The following is a 16,881-nucleotide window of genomic DNA, read 5'->3' as shown; positions in this document are numbered from 1 at the left end:
CAAGGCCAGGAGCGTGATCGCTCCAGCGATAGGCCGGATAGATTCACGCATCCAATGCCGAGTGCCGCCAAATGTTCATCTCGCCCGGGAGGCGTCCATAGATTGTCGTAGATGCCGCGACCAGGTACACCGCCGAACACGCGGAACCCGTGCCAATGGGCGTCGAAGAGCATCTCGTGCGTTTGCAGCAGGTAGGCTCGGACCAGAAACGCGCGACTATGCGATAGCTTGATATGCGCGACCTGAAGCTTCGTGCGCTCGCCGCCGATCACGGCATAATCCTCACTCCAATCGAATTGGAATGCTTCCCCTGGGCGGAAAGACAGAGGAACGAATATGCCGCGGCCAGCCGTTTGCTGCTCAACCCGCCACTCACGGGCGAATGCGGCGACCCGGCCATAGGAGCCGGTAAATCCCAGAGCCATCAGATCGGCATGAAGCTGCTTCAACGTCCGGCGCTGCTTGCGCGTTCTGCCGGCCTCGGTCTTCAGCCAGCCAGAGAGTTTGTCGGCAAAAGGATCAAGCTTGCTCGGTCTTTCCGGTACCGTGAACGTCGGCTCGATCGTACCAGCGCTCAGATACTTTGCGATCGTATTGCGCGACAATCCGGTTCGCCGGCTGATCTCGCGTACAGACAGCTTCTCGCGCAGCTTCATCCGACGGATGATGTTTAAAAGTCCCATGTGGATCACTCCGTTGCCCCCGTCGCTCTCCGCGTTGGGGGAAGGTTCACATGGCTCAATTCTCAATGGAAATTATGCGCCTAACCGGCTCAGTTCTGCGTGGAAACCAACACCGGGAGATCGCGCCGCTGGTGGAGCCATAGTGCGCGTTCACGCCGTGTGTCAGCTTGAACCGGTTTCCGGCCGCGTCACGCAGCTTGCTTTCAAGCAGGCTGCGCTCTTGCGGATCCGCGAAGGCCCCCATTCCCTCGACCAGCACCAGCAGCACGTTTCTGTCGTTGCGAATGATCATGTCCGACGTCAGGTTCGCCTGCTGCATTGCGCTCTCGAATGCTGCGGGCTTGCCGGGCTTGTACAGATTGACGCTTCGGTCGATCCAGATGACCGCCGCGACCGCGATGATCAAGGGGATGAGCGATGCGGCGCGCAACCTGTCACGATAGCGGTTGATCAAATAGGCGGACGCCAAGGCAAGGACGATGAACCAGACCGTGCCGGCGACATACAGGAAGGACGCGCCGATATCGATTTCCGTCAGGAAGCGCAGGGAGGCGAGGGAGACATCGAAAGGCATGTCGAACATCAGGCATATGATGACGAAACCGTCGATCGCCGCAGCCAGAAGAAAGAGCAGGTAGCTGAAGGGCCTTGGCAGGGCGAGCGAGAGGACGGCCGCGGCAAGATAGATGGCCGGACTGGGCAGGCGCCGCACGATCAGCCATGGCGATGCAAGGATAAAGAGCGCGTTTGGAAGAACTGCGATCAGGAGAACGGCCAGCCAGGCATCACGATCGCGCAGCTTTTCGAGGTAGCCGCCAGGGCGTGATTGATAGTCCACGGACGGAGCGGCCATGAATGATCTCCATTGTTGGGCGGCTCTCTAACATGGTTCAGTTAAAAGAATGGTTTGTCGGTGCGGGCATGAGGTCCATGCGGCCCTATTAATTTAGCAATGTGTTAACCAGATCGATTCCGGGGATATATACGCTTCTGTGCCACGCTTGACGCCTGTAGATCTCGGAATCCCGGGGTCCTGGCCTCGGTGGGGAGCACGTGCAGCGCGCTTTGACGGTAAGTGACTGGTTGGAACGAAGCGGATTGCTCCGCCTCGATCAGCGTCCGTTCCTGGAAGACAACTTCATCTTCCGGAGCAACCGGGAGGAGGCGTGGCATTCGGAATTCTCGGAAGCGTCGCTCGATCATGGCGCGGCGAAGGTCGGTGGCACGGTGTCCCTGAAGAATCCTGGCAAGGTTGGTATCGGCACCTGGGAGATCGATTCCGACGCGAGCGCCTTCAGCGATCTCGATATCTTCGATTTCGGCTGGTACACGAACTGGCGGCCCGATCCCCTGTCCACGCCGCAGGGCAAGGGACACGCACAGGGGCTTGCCGACGCGCGGTTCGTGCCGATGATCTGGGGCAAGACGGACCTCAGCACCACGAACATCAAGGCGCTGAAGGACACGAAATCGGGTTATCTGCTCGGCTTCAACGAGCCCGACAACAAGGACCAGTCGAACCTGACGGTGGCGGAGGCGATAAAGCTCTGGCCGAAACTGATGAAGACCGGCCTCACGCTCGGCTCGCCCGCCGTCACGACGCCCGAGACCCTGGGCAAGAACTCCTGGCTCGGCAAGTTCATGAACCTTGCGGACAAGAAGGGGTATGACGTCGATTTCATCGCCGTCCACTACTACTCGGAAAATCCGAGCATCGGGGAATTCAAGAAATTCCTGAAAAACGTTCAGAAGGCCTATGACAAGCCGGTCTGGGTGACGGAATGGGCCCTGGTGGACTGGGACAATCCCGACCGCTTCAGCACCAAGCAGATCGCCGCTTTCGCCGATGCCGCGACGCGCATGATGGACAGCCTCGACTTCGTCAAGCGCCATGCCTGGTTCGGGGCCTATGACGGCGGCGACGGCTGGCACATCAACACGCAGCTGCTGGACGCCGATGGCGACCTGACGAAGGTCGGCAAGGCGTTCTACGATCTTTTGCTCTAGAGTTTGTCAGGGAAAAGTGGAACCCGGTTTTCCTGACAAGACAAACGGAAACAAAGAACTCTGGAGTCAGTCAGGTTCGGTATGAAGCTGACTGGCTCCAGACGCTGGTCGCCGTCCTCCGGCGCCTCTCAGAAGAGACCCAGCGTGCGCAGCATGCCTTCGAAGGTTTCCGGTCGTCCACCGTCCTTGCCCGCATGCCCCTTGGCCAGCACAGGCCTGTGATCCTGCGTGTGCTTGTAGATGTTGCTGGGGCTGTAGCCGAACTGCTGCGTGAAGGCACGGCTGAAATTTGCCGGGGAATCGATGCCGATCGCGGCGCCGATCTCGGCAACCTTGCGGGTGTCGGACGGGTCCGACAGCATGGCGTGGGCCGCCAGCAGGCGGCGGCGGCGGATGTAGTTGGCAACGCCCCCCGACGTTTCGAACAGCTCGTAGAGCCGGGTCCGGGAGATTGCCAGCTGCTTGCAGAGTGCTTCGGCGGTCAGATCGGGCGAGGCGATATTGCCCGCGATGAAACGTCTTGCGCGCGCCATCAGCCCCATGTCCGAAACCTGATCCCCGCCGGCGTTGCGTTCCACCAGCGGTGTTACCGCCTCGAACACCATTTCGCGCAGGCGTTCCTTGACGTTGTTGAGGTCGTCATGCGTGAGGAAGCGCAGATTGGCCTCGACGCTGGCGACATAATCCGCCAGCAGCCGGACCCGGTGGCCGCCGAGCACGACATTGTTGCTGGCTGCCGGCAGACCTCCGTGATCGGAAAACAGATCGACGGGGGCGATCAGGCCGATCGATTCCGTGGCCAGCTTGCGCCCGCGGAACGGGCGGCCAAGCGAGCGGATTTCCACCAGCCCCGGCTCGTTCCTGGCAACCCGGCCATCGACCTCCGTCCAGCTCTGGCCTGAATGCAGAAAAATGATGTGCCAATGATCGAGGGGGCTCAACCGGACCTTTTCGGGCAGGCGCGCGTAGCCGACGGCCGGGCTGCTGTGCTGGATCATCAGCATGCCGCCAAGGTTCCACACGCTCTGCTGGGCGGAAAACCCATCCTCGGGATAGACATTTTCGGGCAGATGCACGTCGAGCAGGGGGGAGATGTAGTCCTGCCAGGCGGCGAACTGCTGGGGCGGCGGCAGGTCGCCGGTTGTGAAATCCAGCGGGGACAGCACGCCATTCTGTGCTTCCTCGACGCCGAGCGGAGGCTGCGTTACGCGCGCAAAGCGCCTGCGTTCGACAAAATCCGGCCCTGACCGAGTGTCAACCATTGCTCTGACCCTGCTTACCCCAACCTGTTGGGGTGCTTGTGCTCCAACCGGCCTACAGCGGTTCGTGTTCGGCTCTCCGTACGCTTTTAGGGGCGTCTGTTGCGGAGAGAGCATTGAAGTAACGGCAATCTGTCTTCAGTAGCGATAAATCCGGGTGTGCTTTTCGTCGTGCACAACCATGTATAACCGGAAATTTAGAACCCCTCAATAGTACTATTTTTGTGCTTTCTGACCTGTGAAAAATGACTTCCCCGCTTGGTTCTCATGCGATCCTGTCTGCGGATCTCCCTCTATTCATTTAGGGCATTCTTAAATTCGAGGCATTCTTGCGAACCCGACGCAGTTTCCGCAGTTTTTCGGGCTCATTCCCGCTCCGGTACAAAATCCACTCAAATGAACTGGGTATATATCCAGCCTGATTTTCCGAAAGTGGAGAAAGAATCTCATCTCAAAAGAATGGATAAATTGGAAAGTTTTCGGATTCGCTGATATTGCGCCACTATATTTGAATATCCTATAACAGGAAAAGAGTTAATAAAGCATGAAAGTCGCGCAGATACTGATCTGTATTTGCTGAGGTTGCCCCTTTGTATTGGAGTATGCTGTGGGTAAGCCATATAAATCTTTCACTTTCACCCCGAAATTAAAAGTCAACCGGCGTATTCTTGTGGCTGGTGGTGCCGGATTCCTCGGATCACATCTTTGTGAGCGCCTGCTGAAAGACGGAAACACCGTCATTTGCCTGGACAATTTCTCTACGGGCCGCATGGATAATCTGCGCCACCTGTTGCGCTACGACACATTCAGCTTCGTTCGCCATGATATTGTCGAGCCGATAGACGTTGCGGTCGATGAAATCTACAACCTCGCCTGTCCCGCCTCGCCGCCGCATTATCAGGCCGATCCGGTCCATACGATGATGACCAGCGTGCTGGGCGCGCTCAATCTTCTCGAGCTCGCCGCCCATCACAAGGCGCGGATCTTCCAGGCGTCCACGTCGGAGGTCTATGGCGACCCCCATGTGCATCCGCAGCCCGAGAGCTACTGGGGGAACGTCAATTCCTTCGGCCCGCGCGCCTGCTACGACGAGGGCAAGCGGTCTGCCGAGACGCTGTTCTACAGCTTCCACCAGCAGTACGGTGTCGATATCCGCATCGTGCGCATCTTCAACACCTATGGCCCGCGGATGCGGGCCGACGATGGCCGCGTCGTCTCCAACTTCATCGTTCAGGCGCTGAAGGGCGAGGATATCACCGTCTATGGTGATGGCTCCCAGACCCGCTCCTTCTGTTATGTCGATGACCTGATCGAAGGCTTCTACCGGCTGATGAACAGTCCGGCCCCGATCCACACGCCGGTCAATATCGGCAATCCCGGCGAATTCACCGTCAAGCAACTGGCCGAGCAGGTTGTCGCCATGACGGGGTCGTCCTCCAGGATCGTGTATCGCCCGTTGCCGGTCGACGACCCGCACCAGCGTAAGCCCGACATCACCATGGCCGAGCGGGGGCTCGGATGGGCGCCGACGGTGGCGCTTGCGGAAGGCCTGAAGGCGACGATCGCCTATTTCGAGCATCAGTTGGCTCCTCCCGCCAAGGAATTCGCCGTCGTCGCGTAGATACGGCGGGCAATCTGAACCGAACCACATCCGCAGTGACGCTATCACTCCCGCGCATGGCCGGGGGCGTGGGCCGTCGCGTGCCGTCGAGAAGGCACTGGCAATGGACAGGAAAAAGGTACTTGTCGTCGGTGGCGCCGGCTTCATCGGAAGCAATACGGCAAAGCTGTTGAGTGCGCAGGGTTTCGAGCCTGTCGTCTACGACAATCTGTCGACCGGCAACCGGGAGGCCGTGCGCTGGGGACGTCTCGTCGAAGGCGATATCCTCGATACGCAGAGGCTCGGCGCCGCGATCGATGAGGACAAGCCGGTCGCCGTGATCCATTTCGCGGCTTCGGCCTATGTCGGCGAATCCGTCGTGGACCCGGCGAAATACTACCGCAACAATGTCAGCGGCACCCTGTCCCTGCTGGAGGCCTGCCGGCTTGCAGGGGTGCGCAACCTCATTTTTTCCTCGAGCTGCGCGACCTACGGTGTCCCTGACAGCCTGCCGATCCGCGAGGGGGCAAGCCAGCGCCCGATCAATCCCTATGGCCGCACGAAGCTGATCGCAGAGCAGATGCTGGCCGATTATGCGGCGGCCTACGATCTGCACTATGTGGCGCTGCGCTATTTCAACGCTTCCGGCGCGGATATCGATGGTGAGCTCGGCGAAGCGCACGATCCGGAAACGCACCTCATCCCGCGTGCCATGATGGCCGCCGCCGGCAGCATCGATGTGCTGGAGGTCTATGGCGACGACTACGACACGCCGGATGGCACCTGCATCCGCGACTATATCCATGTGGGCGATCTCGCCCGCGCGCATGTGCTGGCGGTCGAGTATCTGCTCGGCGGCGGCGGCAACCTGGCCGTCAATCTCGGCACGGGGCGCGGCACCTCGATCAGGGAGATCCTGGAATCCATCCGGCGCTTGACGGGGCGCGCGGTACCCATCGTGCTGCGCCCGCGCCGCGCCGGCGATCCTCCGGCGCTCTATGCCGATCCTGCGCTTGCGGCGGAGACGCTGGGCTTCCGCGCCGTCTATTCCGATCTCGATACCATCATCCGCACGGCCGCTCCGTTCTTCGGCCTGGAGGTGCGGGCATGAAGAGGCGTCGGAGAGGCCGCAGCCGGAGCCGCGATGTCCCCCTGATGGTGCCGGTCTTCACCGGCTGGCAGCGGGTGGGATTTCTCGTCGGCATGGGCCTTTGGGTTGTCGCGCTCGGCGTTTTCTGGATCTGGTGGCTGCAGCCGGCCCATCATGCCTCCTGGATGGGGTCGATCGTGGTGACGGGGATCCTCGCCTGGGGCACCCTGCTGCCGGCCTACTTCGTCTTTCTGTCCTTCCGCGCCTGCCGGCCGAACGGGCCGCTGAGGCTGCCGCGCGGCAGCCGCGTGGCGATGGTGGTGACGAAGGCGCCTTCCGAGCCCTTCTCGCTGCTTGCCGAAACCCTGAGCGCCATGCTCGCCCAGGAGGTGCCGCACGATACCTGGCTCGCCGACGAAGATCCGACCCCCGAGACGCTCGAATGGTGCCGCCGCAATGGCGTCTTTGTCTCGACCCGGAAGGGGAGGGAGGAGTATCACCGCAAGGTCTGGCCGCGGCGCACGCGCTGCAAGGAAGGCAACCTCGCCTTCTTCTACGATCAGTACGGCTATGACCGCTACGATTTCGTCGTGCAGCTTGATGCCGATCACGTGCCGGCGCCCGGTTATCTCTTCGAGATGCTGCGGCCCTTTGCCGATGCGGGTGTGGGCTACGTTTCCGCGCCGAGCATCTGCAGCCGCAATGCGGCAGGAAGCTGGGCGGCCCGCGGCCGCCTCTATGCGGAAGCCTGCATGCATGGCGCCTTGCAGGCCGGCTATAACAACGGCTTCGCCCCGCTCTGCTTCGGCTCGCACTATGCGGTGCGCACCAGGGCGCTGAAGGAGATCGGCGGCCTCGGCCCGGAGCTTGCCGAGGACCATTCCACCACGATGATGATGAACGCCCATGGATGGCGCGGGGTGCATGCGCTCGATGCCATTGCCTATGGCGACGGACCGAGCACCTTTGCCGACCTCGTGACGCAGGAATTCCAGTGGTCGCGCAGCCTCATGATGATCCTCCTGCAATATTCGCCGAAACTGTGCCGCACGCTGCCGTTTCGCCTGAGATTCCAGTTCATGTTCGCACAGTTCTGGTATCCGCTGCTCTCGCTCTTCATGGCGCTGATGTTCCTCCTGCCGATCGTCGCGCTGGTGACGGGGATCAATTTCGTCACGGTCACCTATCTCGACTTCCTCGGCCATTACCTGCCCCAGGCGGCCCTCTTGATCCTTCTGGCCTATGGCTGGCGCGCCTCGCGCACCTTCCGGCCGCATGACGCGAAAGTGCTGAGTTTCGAGGTGACGCTGTTTCTCTTCGCGCGGTGGCCCTGGGCGCTGGCGGGCACGCTTGCGGCGCTGCGCGACTGGTCGACGGGCTCGTTCGTCGATTTCCGCATCACGCCGAAGGGCGTGTCCGAGGTCGATCCCCTGCCGCTGCGCGTGCTGGCGCCCTACGCCTTCATGGCGATCGCTTCCATCCTGCCGGTTCTGCTCATTCCGGAGGCCAATGACAGCAGCCGGGGCTTCTACATCTTCGCGATCATGAATGCGGCGATCTACACGGTGCTGCTCGTCGTGGTCGTCGTTCAGCACGCCCGCGAGAACAGGGTCCGCTATCCAGCCCGTTCCTACCGGCCGGTGATGGCGGCAAGCCTTGCCGCCCTGGTGGCGCTGCCCTGCTTCGCAGCGGCGGAGCGCGGTCGGGACGGTATCGAGTCGCTGGCCTGGGGCACGGAGAGCTTCGCCCTCTTTGAAAACCGCTTCTCCGTGTCCGGTGCGGGGGTCGGCGGCCATGACGTGCACAGGACCATCTTCAATCCCCACTGGCGCGTCCTGCGTCCGGTGGTCGTGAAAGGCAACAGGAGACTGTAGACGATGAAGATCGCAGTTATTGGAACCGGCTATGTCGGACTGGTCAGCGGCGCCTGCTTTGCCAATTGGGGCCATCAGGTCGCGTGCGTCGACAAGAATGCGCAGAAGATCGCAGCTCTGCAGAACGGCATCGTGCCGATCTACGAGCCGGGCCTCGACGAACTCGTCGAGCGCAATTTCGGGGCAGGGCGCCTGTCGTTCACCTGCGATCTGCTCGAGGCGGTCAAGGGCGCGGCGATGGTGCTCATCGCCGTCGGCACGCCGCCGCGCGCCGCCCACGGCGATGCGGACCTGTCCTTCGTCTTCTCGGCGGCGCGTGAGCTGGCACCGCTGATCGACGACGATACGGTCGTGGTCGTGAAGTCCACCGTTCCCGTGGGCACCGGCGACATCGTGCAGAAGATCATCGGATCGGTCCGCGAGGCCGGGACGTTCTCCGTCGCATCGAACCCGGAGTTCCTGCGCGAGGGTGTCGCGATCAGCGATTTCCTCGAGCCCGATCGTGTTGTGGTCGGGGTCGAGGACGATCGTGCCCGCGCGCGTCTGACGGAACTCTACGGGGTGCCGCTGAAGGCGCGCAAGACGCCGATCATCGTCACGCAGCGCCGCACGTCGGAGCTGATAAAATATGCCGCCAACGCGTTCCTGGCGACCAAGATCACCTTCATCAACGAGCTGGCGGATCTTTGCGAGCAGGTGGGCAGCGATGTCAGCCAGCTTGCCGTCGGCATCGGGCTCGACAAGCGGATCGGGACGAGTTTCCTGAATGCCGGGCCGGGCTATGGCGGCTCCTGCTTCCCGAAGGACACAATGGCGCTGCTGCGGACCGCCCAGGACTATGGCGTTCCCCTGCGCATCGTCGAGGAGACCGTGACGGCCAACGAGGCGCGCAAGCGCCGGATGGCCCTCAAGGTGACCGACGCCCTGGACGGCGACGTCGAGGGACTGACCATCGCGGTGCTGGGCCTGACCTTCAAGCCCGATACGGACGACATGCGCGAGGCCCCCGCCGTCCCGCTCATCGAGACGCTGCAGCGTTTCGGCGCGCATATCCGGGCCTATGACCCGGTCGGAACCGAAAATGCCCGGCGGGTCTTGTCGGATGTCGACCTCCATACGGACGCCTATGAATGCGCCCGCGATGCGGATGCCGTGGTCGTCGTGACGGAGTGGGACGATATCCGCAATCTCGATCTTATGCGTCTCCGGCGGATCATGCGCCAGGGCGTTCTGGTCGACCTTCGCAACGCGTTCGACCCCGCAAGGGCGGAACAGGCAGGCTTCCGGGTCTCGGCCATCGGCCGCCGTTCGACGGCGAATCGCTACGAAGCGCATACCGCGACCGGCCACTCCCAGGTGCCGGGCCATGCCGTCTTCGCCCGGAAGGCGGAGAATGTCCAACCCCAAAGCGCAGGAGGCTCCATTGACCATAGATGAATCGACAATGCAGCAGAAACCGCGCCGGTTCCGAAGGCTGGCGGTGCTCGCCATGGCGGCATCCCTGCTTGCGGGGGCGGCCCGGGCCGAAAACGTCGCAATTCCCTCGGATGCCCGTCCGATGACGGCGCTGGAGCTCTACACGCTCTACCGCGACAAGAGCTGGCAATGGGAAAACGGCGCGGGGCTGATGCGGGAGGCGGACCGGCAGTTCAGCGCCTGGGTCCGCGGCGAGAAGTGGAACTCCTGGGCAGAAGGACGCTGGGCCATCACCGATACCGGCCTCCTGTGCCTCAAGGCGACGTGGCATACGCAGGAAGGGTCGGCGCCGATCAAGTCCTGTTTTTCCCACCGGATCGCCGCGGGCACGATCTATCAGAAACGTGAACCCGACGGGCAGTGGTATGTCTTCCGCCATGCCATTCCCCAAAAGGGTGATGAGGCCAGCAAGCTGGTTGCCGCCGATCTGGTCTCCCAGCAGCGTGACGCCATTCAAGCTGCGCTCGGCGTAGCTCCGTCAACCGAACAGTGAGGGAGGAGAAGTTATGCAAAATTTCTTGAAACTGGCTGTGGTTCTGCTCGGCAGCGTTGCCATGTCCGGCAGCGTCCTTGCGACCGGCGACGTGTCGGGGGCCAGTACCGACACGCGCTTCAACGACAAGCGCCCCGTGATATCGACGGGTTCGCTGACCCTGGGTGCCTACGATCCCCATGGCGATTTCGCCAATGATTCCAACTCCAAGATCGAGCACCTCTTCCTCCCCTGGGAGGATGTCGATCTGGCGACCCTCACGGCCGCCGACGACTATGCCCGCGCACGGGGGCGCTCGCTCCTGATCAGCGTCGAGCCGTGGTCCTGGGCGCGCGACTGGCGCGTCAGCCCGGACGATCTCCTGAAAGGCATCCTTGCGGGAGAATACGATACCAACATGGCAGGCATCTGCGCGGCGGCGGCCAAGCTGAAGAGCCCCGTGACGATCCGCTGGGCACAGGAAATGGACGACAAGAGCGGCCAGTTCACCTGGGCCTTCTGGAAGCCGGAGGGCTATGTGAAGGCCTACCGGCATGTCGTCGATGTCTGCCGCATGAGCCTGCCGAAGGCGCAATACATGTGGTCGCCGAAGGGCGAGCCGGGGCTGGAAGCCTACTATCCGGGTGACCGCTATGTCGACGTCGTCGGCCTGTCGGTCTTCGCCTATCAGCCCTATGACAAGCTGGAATTCGGGCGCGACACGACATTCGTCGAGCGCACGAAGCCCGGCTACGACCGTGTCGCGGGTTTCGGCAAGCCGATCGTCATCGCGGAATTCGGCTATGAAGGCAGCAATGACTACGTGCGTGCCTGGGCGGCGGATGCCAACAAGCCGCATGCGGAATTTCCGGGCCTGACCGCGGTCGTCTATTTCAACGATCTCGAGGTCTATCCCTGGCCGCGCAATGTCGGGAGGCCGAAATGGCGCGTGGCCGATCATCCCCTGAATTGATCTCAAGCGTGCGGGTTCGCCCGCGGGAAATTTTTGTTCGAACGGAGGGTAAAATGGTGTCGATCCGTTTCTTGTGCATGAATGCTGTACTCTCTGTCCTGTTGGTAGCAGGCCAGGCGACCGCCGGATCCAAACCCCGGACGGTCGACGCGACGGCGGCCCGTGCCGTCGCCGCAACGCCGATGAAAACCAGCGAACTCGAAAGGATGTATGCCGGCCGGACCTGGAAATGGAAAACCGGTGGCGGGTATTTCTCCGGCGAGTCCGAAACGCGCTGGTTCCTGCCGGCCGACTCGAAACGCTTTGCCGGCTGGGTTCGTGAGGGCAAGGCCCGGTATTATGGCGAAGGCAGCTGGTATGCGATGGATGGCGGAAAAGTGTGCATGAACGCCCGTTGGGGCGGCAAGCGCAGCAGCAGCCATGCGATCAACTGCTTCCTGCATCGCGAGAAGGACGGCGTCATCTACCAGAAGCCGACCATCGGCGGGAAATGGTATGTGTTCCGGCACAATCCCGTGCAGAAATACGATGAAGTGCAGCGGCTGATCAGCGGCGATCTGGCGTCGAGGGAAGTCGCGCGCATCAAGGACATACGCTGACAGCAACGAAAAAGCTGTCGGGCGATCCGTCCGGCAGCTTTCTTGTCATCGTCAGCCCGTCGAGGCCGGACCGCCAGCCAAGAGCATTTCCAGCCGAAGCGAGATCGCTTCGGCGTCGGATAATGCCCTAGATGCCGCGGCAGCGCGCCTTCTGGCCAAAGCCGCTCGGCGTGCAGACGTAGAGGCTGTTGTTCAGATAGTCGGCCGCCGAAATTTTCATGACCTGGCCGCGGGGATTCTTGCGGTAGCGGACCTCGTTGCCGACCCAGTATTTCACGAGATAGACCGACTTGGTCTGAACCTTCGGCTTACCGGCGTCTCCGGCCTGGGCGCATGCCCCAAGGGCGGTCGACATGGCCATCGCGAGCACAATGGTGGCCGTCCATTTCGGGCGGGTCTTCAGGGCATGGGAACGAGTCTTATCGAACGTCATCTGTATCTCCGGTGCCCCTTGCTGGGCCGGGAAAGGTGTAGCGCATCCGTGTTAAGATTTCGGATACGCTGTTTGGGCATTTCCAGCCGTTGGCCGGGACGTGTTTACCATCTGGAAATGGCGCAAGGCTTATCTGCACAGGATGCCGAAAGGCGTTTCCCGCCAAGGCAGGAACCACATGGATGGCAACATCCGCATTCTCTTGATGCGACGGCCCATAAAGCACGCTGGCCGGAAAGTCGAGGGCAGGCAGGTGCACGGGCTGTGGAAACAGCCGCCATGGATGGAACCGGCAGGCCATGCCAGGAGGCGGCGCAAACCGCGCCGCGCCACGATTTTTGCCTGTCTGCTCGATGAGACGGGCCGTTTTTACCCTATTGTGGAAAATGACCGATAAGGCAATCTTATCCAGCATTATATGTGAAAGACGAGGCGTGCGGTTAAGCCGCAATTTACAGCATAAACTGCATACTCTCTATATGTTGGTGGTGCGATTGACACGTCATTCCGCTCGTATGACCTATCGGACGTGAAGCTGGGCGGGGTTGTGGGTGATCGTGCTTCGTTTCGGCGGCTCTGCGGTTTCTCCCGATCGGAGCGGATCGCCGGGGTGCACTGCCTTGTTCGCTTTCGCCGGAGCCTTGCCGTTCCTGGTCTGGACACCCTCCTGCTCGAGGCGAGCCCGGGTCAGTGCAAGGCCGGTACCCACATTCGCCTGACCACCATCCCTACAATATGAAACGGAGCGCGAAGATCATTGCCGCGGCCGGATAAACCGCAGAATGGCAGCCCATCGAACCATTGCCGCATCGCCAAGTGGACAAGGATGACGGCCGCCGCAGCACATGGTCTTCATCCAGGTGAAAATACTGCAAATTCAAGTGCCGAGCACGGTCCGCGCACAGGTTTCCTAGAATGTTGCGATCCGTGAATGGCTTTTGGCAATGACGGCGAGCTCCGCTTCGACCGTCTTCACCAACGCCGTCACCATGGAGGGGAGGGCGCGGCCAAGCCGCGTGACGATGTAGACGCTGCGCCAAGCCACCGGCTCGACGAGCCCGAGGAAGGCGATGCGGTTGTCGGGAAGGAACTCTGCTGCCAGCGCCGGTGCCGTGGTGATGCCGAGACCGTTTTCGATCAGTGCCCAGAGCGTCGGATAGGTCGATACCTCGTATTTCGGCACGCGGATGGACTCGGGAAGGTGCTCCATTTGCGAGAGGATCGGGCCGGTCGCCGTGTCCAGCGTCAGGCCGACGAAATTGTGGTTGGCGAGATCGGCCCAGCGCAGCACACCGTCTTGTGCAGTTGCATGCAGGGGATGCGTGTGGCGAAGGAAGAGGCCGAGCTGGTCCTTGAACAGCGGCTTGAAAACCAGCTCGGCATCGGGGCCGTCCATGCTGGCAAAGCCGATATCCACCTCGTTGCGCCGCACGAGACGGCGCACGTCGTTCGAGTTTCCCTCGCGAAGCTGGACGCGAAGTCCCGGCCGGGAGGCGAGAAACGCCTCCAGGATGCGGGGCATGATCTTGGTTGCGATCGAGCTGACCACACCGACGCGGATGCAGCTGTTTCGGCTCGAGGCCGTCAGCCGGATGTTGCGGATCGCCAGGTCGAAATCGTCGACGACACGTTCGGCCACCGGGAAGAGATCGGTTCCTTCCTGGGTCAGGATGACGTTGCGCGTCGTCCGGTCGAACAGCGTCCCTCCGACGATGTCTTCCAGCTGCTGGATCGTCATCGTCAGCGACGGTTGCGACAGATGCAACTCCGTTGCTGCGCGCGTGAAACTGCGATGCTTCGCGACGCTGAGAAACGCCCGAAGGTGGCGGATGGTCGCGGTGTAGGACGGGGAGGGCAGAGCCTGGGGTTGTGGGCCGACCATCGAATATCTCCAGACGTTTATTTATAGTTCATTGTGATCAATCCCGAAAGTTTTTCAATTTGATTTATCGAATCCTGGCGCCTTTAATGATGGTCACGGGTCGCAGCCATTCATCCTCGGCGCGGAATAAACCCAACCAACAAGGGGAACAGGATGTTGAATATGTTGACGAAACGCCATCTGGCGGCGGCTTTCGCTTGCCTTGTCGCCAGTTCCGCCCTCGTGGCTCCGGCTTCCGCGCTGGCGCAGACGGTTGTCATCGGTTCCGAAGGCGCCATACCGCCGCTGGATCCGCACCGCATGACCGGCACGCCCGGTCTTCGGGTGATCGACGCGATCTACGATCCGCTCGTGCGGGAGGATCTGTCGGTCGTGACCGATACGGCACCGGCGCTGAAGGGCAGCCTCGCCGAAAGCTGGACCGTGAGCGACGATGGCCTGGTCTACCGGTTTGCGTTGCGCTCCGGCGTCAAGTTCCACGATGGCACGGATTTCAATGCGGACGCCGTCCAGGCCAATTTCGCCAGGATCATGGACAAGGCGTCGCCGGCCTATGACGAGCGTGCCGCCGGCAACATGACCTTCCTCACCCGCTGGATCGCCGGCACGGCGGCGATCGATGCGCAGACCTTCGAGATCAAGGTGAAGGAGCCGTTTTCGGGTCTGTTGCGCCTTCTCAGCGACCGCCGCTCCGGCATCATCAGTCCGGCCGCGATGGCGGCTCACAAGGGCGATGCGATGGGCTTGAACCCTGTCGGAACCGGGCCGTTCCGGCTGGAGGCCTTTCAGCAGGGACAGCAGCTCGATCTGAAACGGAACGAGGCCTATTGGGGCGGTGCGGCCGCCGTCGATACCCTCATCTTCAGACCTGTGACCGACCCGACCGCCATGGCGATCGCCATGCAGACCGGCCAGGTGGACATCATCCCGAGCGCAAGCTCGCAGCAGATCGCCCAGCTTTCCGTCGACCCGAGCCTGCAGATCCAGTATCCCGAGCCGGCGAACCAGTATTTCGTGCGGCTCAACACCAAGGCACAATATACGGACAACAAGTTGTTCCGGCAGGCGCTGAACTACGCCGTCAACCGCGACAATCTGGCGGCCCTGCTCAACGGGCAGGTCACGCCGCTCGGCGGTCCGGTTCCCTCGGGCAACGAACTGCCGGGCACGACCGGATCCATCTATGTCTATGATCCGGAAAAGGCGAAGGCGCTGCTGGCCGAAGCCGGTTTTTCCACCGGCGTCACCATCAAGCTGATGGCGCCGAACAGCGGCCCCGGTTTCGGGCAGGCCTCCGAGGTTGTCACGCTCCTGCAACAGGACCTCGGCGAGGTCGGCATCACGCTGGAGCCGCAGTTCCTCGAATTCGCGACGCTCGTTTCGACCGAGGGGCCGGGCTACAAGGATGACGTCCAGGGCTCGTTCAATGGCTGGACGACAGGCGCCGACAGTGCCTACTGGCTGGAGCGCATGTTCGCCGGCGACCAGCAGCCGCCCCGCGGCGTCAATCGCGGCTGGTTCACCAATGCCGAGGCCGACCAGCGCTTCGCCGAGGCGCGTGGCGAGAGCGACGAGGCCAAACGCCTCGACCTCTATCGGCAGGCGGCCGAACGCATCGCCGACGATAGCCCATGGATCTTCCTCTATCAGGATCGCCTGCCGCGCGTGCTGAGCGCCCGTGTCGGCGGCATCCTGCCGGCAAGATCCGTCTTCATCGACTACCCCCGCATTCAGGTAAAGTAACCTGCTGTTTTGATTGGGATCTGAAAGAGGAGAATACGCAGATGATGTTAGGTTGGCGCGCGCGCATCGGGCAGATGAGGCCGGCGACGGCGATCGAGGGGGCCGAAGAATGGCGGTCGGTTGCGCCTGTCGGCGTTGCCTTCGCCGACGCCCGGACCATCGTGCCGCGGGTCGATGAGGAAGGCCTGAAGGTGATGATGTCGCAGGTGCTGGAAGCCTCGCGCCAGCTCGCGACCGCCAAGGTGGATCTCATCGTTCAGTGCGGTGCACCAGGCACGTTCCTGCGCGGTGTCGGCCACGACGAGGAGGTCTGTGCCCAGATCGAAGCGGAAACCGGCATCCCGGCCATCACCATGATGGCGGCGCAGATGGATGCGTTGAAGGCGCTCGGCGCCACCTCGATTGCGGTTGCGACGATCTATTCCGACGAGGTCAACGAGAAGATGGGTGCCTTCATGGAAGCAAAGGGCTTCAAGATCGCCTCCATGCTGGGCCTCCAGATCACCGATCCGTTCGATGCAAGCGTGCATGACGCCGACAGCGCCTACAGGCTGGGCAAGCAGGCGTTCAAGGCCGCCGGCAAATGCGATGCGATCCTGATTTCCTGCGGCACCTACCGCACCTTCCCTATTCTTCCCTATCTGGAAATGGATACGGGTGCAGCCGTCGTATCGAGCAACCAGGCCACACTGTGGCGCGCGCTGCGCGCCGTCGGCCTGAAGGACGAGATCCCGAACCTCGGCAAGCTCTGGTACGCCGCCTGACCGCAGAACCGCGACGGAAGAGAACG

Annotated in this window: 16 protein-coding genes; 11 read left to right on the top strand and 5 right to left on the bottom strand. The window is 61.9% G+C overall.

All coding sequences use genetic code 11. From position 1 onward, the window contains the following. Both istA and P9A16_RS20085 read right to left on the bottom strand, forming a co-directional pair. Positions 1–683: IS21 family transposase (istA, locus tag P9A16_RS20090; RefSeq protein ID WP_278025921.1), on the bottom strand; the 683-nt coding region annotated here is incomplete at its 3' end. A 55-nt stretch (positions 684–738) separates the two neighbouring features. After that, positions 739–1,536 carry a hypothetical protein gene (locus P9A16_RS20085; RefSeq protein ID WP_278025920.1) on the bottom strand — a complete coding sequence of 266 codons (798 nt, stop codon included), beginning with the start codon at positions 1,534–1,536 and terminating at the stop codon, positions 739–741. A 245-nt stretch (positions 1,537–1,781) separates the two neighbouring features. On the opposite strand from P9A16_RS20085, the gene P9A16_RS20080 reads away from it, so the two are divergent. Next, entirely contained in the window at positions 1,782–2,690 is a 909-nt protein-coding gene (locus tag P9A16_RS20080) for a glycoside hydrolase family protein (protein ID WP_023512717.1), read from the top strand. A 128-nt stretch (positions 2,691–2,818) separates the two neighbouring features. On the opposite strand, the gene P9A16_RS20075 is transcribed toward P9A16_RS20080, so the two are convergent. Further along, positions 2,819–3,952: a helix-turn-helix domain-containing protein gene (locus P9A16_RS20075; protein WP_023512716.1), complete on the bottom strand. Its 1,134-nt coding sequence runs from the start codon at positions 3,950–3,952 to the stop codon at positions 2,819–2,821. Positions 3,953–4,556: 604 nt separating this feature from the next. On the opposite strand from P9A16_RS20075, the gene P9A16_RS20070 reads away from it, so the two are divergent. From P9A16_RS20070 to P9A16_RS20040, 7 genes are all read left to right on the top strand, one after another. Beyond that, complete coding sequence (locus P9A16_RS20070) at positions 4,557–5,570, top strand: UDP-glucuronic acid decarboxylase family protein (protein WP_024269950.1); 1,014 nt, start codon at positions 4,557–4,559, stop codon at positions 5,568–5,570. Between the two features lie 103 nt (positions 5,571–5,673). After that, complete coding sequence (gene galE, locus P9A16_RS20065; RefSeq protein WP_023516024.1) at positions 5,674–6,660, top strand: UDP-glucose 4-epimerase GalE; 987 nt, start codon at positions 5,674–5,676, stop codon at positions 6,658–6,660. Then, complete coding sequence (locus tag P9A16_RS20060) at positions 6,657–8,513, top strand: glycosyltransferase family 2 protein (RefSeq protein ID WP_024269951.1); 1,857 nt, start codon at positions 6,657–6,659, stop codon at positions 8,511–8,513. Before galE ends, P9A16_RS20060 begins: the two co-directional genes overlap by 4 nt. A gap of 3 nt (positions 8,514–8,516) precedes the next feature. After that, positions 8,517–9,950, top strand: coding sequence for a UDP-glucose dehydrogenase family protein (locus P9A16_RS20055; protein ID WP_023515727.1), 1,434 nt, complete (start codon positions 8,517–8,519; stop codon positions 9,948–9,950). 7 nt (positions 9,951–9,957) lie between these two features. Further along, positions 9,958–10,482 carry a DUF995 domain-containing protein gene (locus P9A16_RS20050; protein WP_037404977.1) on the top strand — a complete coding sequence of 175 codons (525 nt, stop codon included), beginning with the start codon at positions 9,958–9,960 and terminating at the stop codon, positions 10,480–10,482. 13 nt (positions 10,483–10,495) lie between these two features. Beyond that, a complete protein-coding gene (locus P9A16_RS20045) occupies positions 10,496–11,434 on the top strand; it encodes a glycoside hydrolase family 26 protein (protein WP_023515729.1) in 939 nt (312 codons plus the stop codon). Positions 11,435–11,487: 53 nt separating this feature from the next. Then, the gene (locus P9A16_RS20040) at positions 11,488–12,033 is read left to right on the top strand and encodes a DUF995 domain-containing protein (protein WP_023515730.1); all 546 of its coding nucleotides are present in this window, start codon (positions 11,488–11,490) and stop codon (positions 12,031–12,033) included. A 127-nt stretch (positions 12,034–12,160) separates the two neighbouring features. Here the strand turns inward: P9A16_RS20040 and P9A16_RS20035 are convergent, their stop codons facing one another. After that, positions 12,161–12,466 carry a hypothetical protein gene (locus P9A16_RS20035; protein ID WP_023515731.1) on the bottom strand — a complete coding sequence of 102 codons (306 nt, stop codon included), beginning with the start codon at positions 12,464–12,466 and terminating at the stop codon, positions 12,161–12,163. Positions 12,467–12,644: 178 nt separating this feature from the next. Between P9A16_RS20035 and P9A16_RS20030 the strand changes: the two genes are divergently transcribed. Beyond that, positions 12,645–12,863 carry a hypothetical protein gene (locus P9A16_RS20030; RefSeq protein ID WP_037404979.1) on the top strand — a complete coding sequence of 73 codons (219 nt, stop codon included), beginning with the start codon at positions 12,645–12,647 and terminating at the stop codon, positions 12,861–12,863. A gap of 513 nt (positions 12,864–13,376) precedes the next feature. Here P9A16_RS20030 and P9A16_RS20025 read toward each other — a convergent pair. After that, complete coding sequence (locus tag P9A16_RS20025) at positions 13,377–14,348, bottom strand: LysR family transcriptional regulator (RefSeq protein ID WP_023512300.1); 972 nt, start codon at positions 14,346–14,348, stop codon at positions 13,377–13,379. Positions 14,349–14,510: 162 nt separating this feature from the next. On the opposite strand from P9A16_RS20025, the gene P9A16_RS20020 reads away from it, so the two are divergent. After that, positions 14,511–16,091: an ABC transporter substrate-binding protein gene (locus tag P9A16_RS20020; RefSeq protein ID WP_278025918.1), complete on the top strand. Its 1,581-nt coding sequence runs from the start codon at positions 14,511–14,513 to the stop codon at positions 16,089–16,091. A 41-nt stretch (positions 16,092–16,132) separates the two neighbouring features. Then, positions 16,133–16,855 (top strand): maleate cis-trans isomerase family protein, encoded by a 723-nt coding sequence (locus P9A16_RS20015; protein ID WP_278025917.1) that lies wholly within the window; start codon positions 16,133–16,135, stop codon positions 16,853–16,855. Positions 16,856–16,881 lie beyond the last annotated feature (26 nt).

Source organism: Shinella sp. 838, assembly GCF_029623935.1.
Taxonomy (GTDB): Bacteria; Pseudomonadota; Alphaproteobacteria; order Rhizobiales; family Rhizobiaceae; genus Shinella.
This window is presented reverse-complemented; position numbering and strand designations above follow the sequence as displayed.

Bases quoted from the DNA above. Each gene is read 5' to 3' on its own strand.
- P9A16_RS20020 (WP_278025918.1), top strand. From the start codon at position 14,511: ATGTTGACGAAACGCCATCTGGCGGCGGCTTTCGCTTGCCTTGTCGCC.
- P9A16_RS20045 (WP_023515729.1), top strand. From the start codon at position 10,496: ATGCAAAATTTCTTGAAACTGGCTGTGGTTCTGCTCGGCAGCGTTGCC.
- galE (WP_023516024.1), top strand. From the start codon at position 5,674: ATGGACAGGAAAAAGGTACTTGTCGTCGGTGGCGCCGGCTTCATCGGA.
- P9A16_RS20060 (WP_024269951.1), top strand. From the start codon at position 6,657: ATGAAGAGGCGTCGGAGAGGCCGCAGCCGGAGCCGCGATGTCCCCCTG.
- P9A16_RS20025 (WP_023512300.1), bottom strand. From the start codon at position 14,348: ATGGTCGGCCCACAACCCCAGGCTCTGCCCTCCCCGTCCTACACCGCG.
- P9A16_RS20030 (WP_037404979.1), top strand. From the start codon at position 12,645: ATGGATGGCAACATCCGCATTCTCTTGATGCGACGGCCCATAAAGCAC.
- P9A16_RS20055 (WP_023515727.1), top strand. From the start codon at position 8,517: ATGAAGATCGCAGTTATTGGAACCGGCTATGTCGGACTGGTCAGCGGC.
- P9A16_RS20050 (WP_037404977.1), top strand. From the start codon at position 9,958: ATGCAGCAGAAACCGCGCCGGTTCCGAAGGCTGGCGGTGCTCGCCATG.
- P9A16_RS20035 (WP_023515731.1), bottom strand. From the start codon at position 12,466: ATGACGTTCGATAAGACTCGTTCCCATGCCCTGAAGACCCGCCCGAAA.
- P9A16_RS20040 (WP_023515730.1), top strand. From the start codon at position 11,488: ATGGTGTCGATCCGTTTCTTGTGCATGAATGCTGTACTCTCTGTCCTG.
- P9A16_RS20075 (WP_023512716.1), bottom strand. From the start codon at position 3,952: ATGGTTGACACTCGGTCAGGGCCGGATTTTGTCGAACGCAGGCGCTTT.
- P9A16_RS20015 (WP_278025917.1), top strand. From the start codon at position 16,133: ATGATGTTAGGTTGGCGCGCGCGCATCGGGCAGATGAGGCCGGCGACG.
- P9A16_RS20085 (WP_278025920.1), bottom strand. From the start codon at position 1,536: ATGGCCGCTCCGTCCGTGGACTATCAATCACGCCCTGGCGGCTACCTC.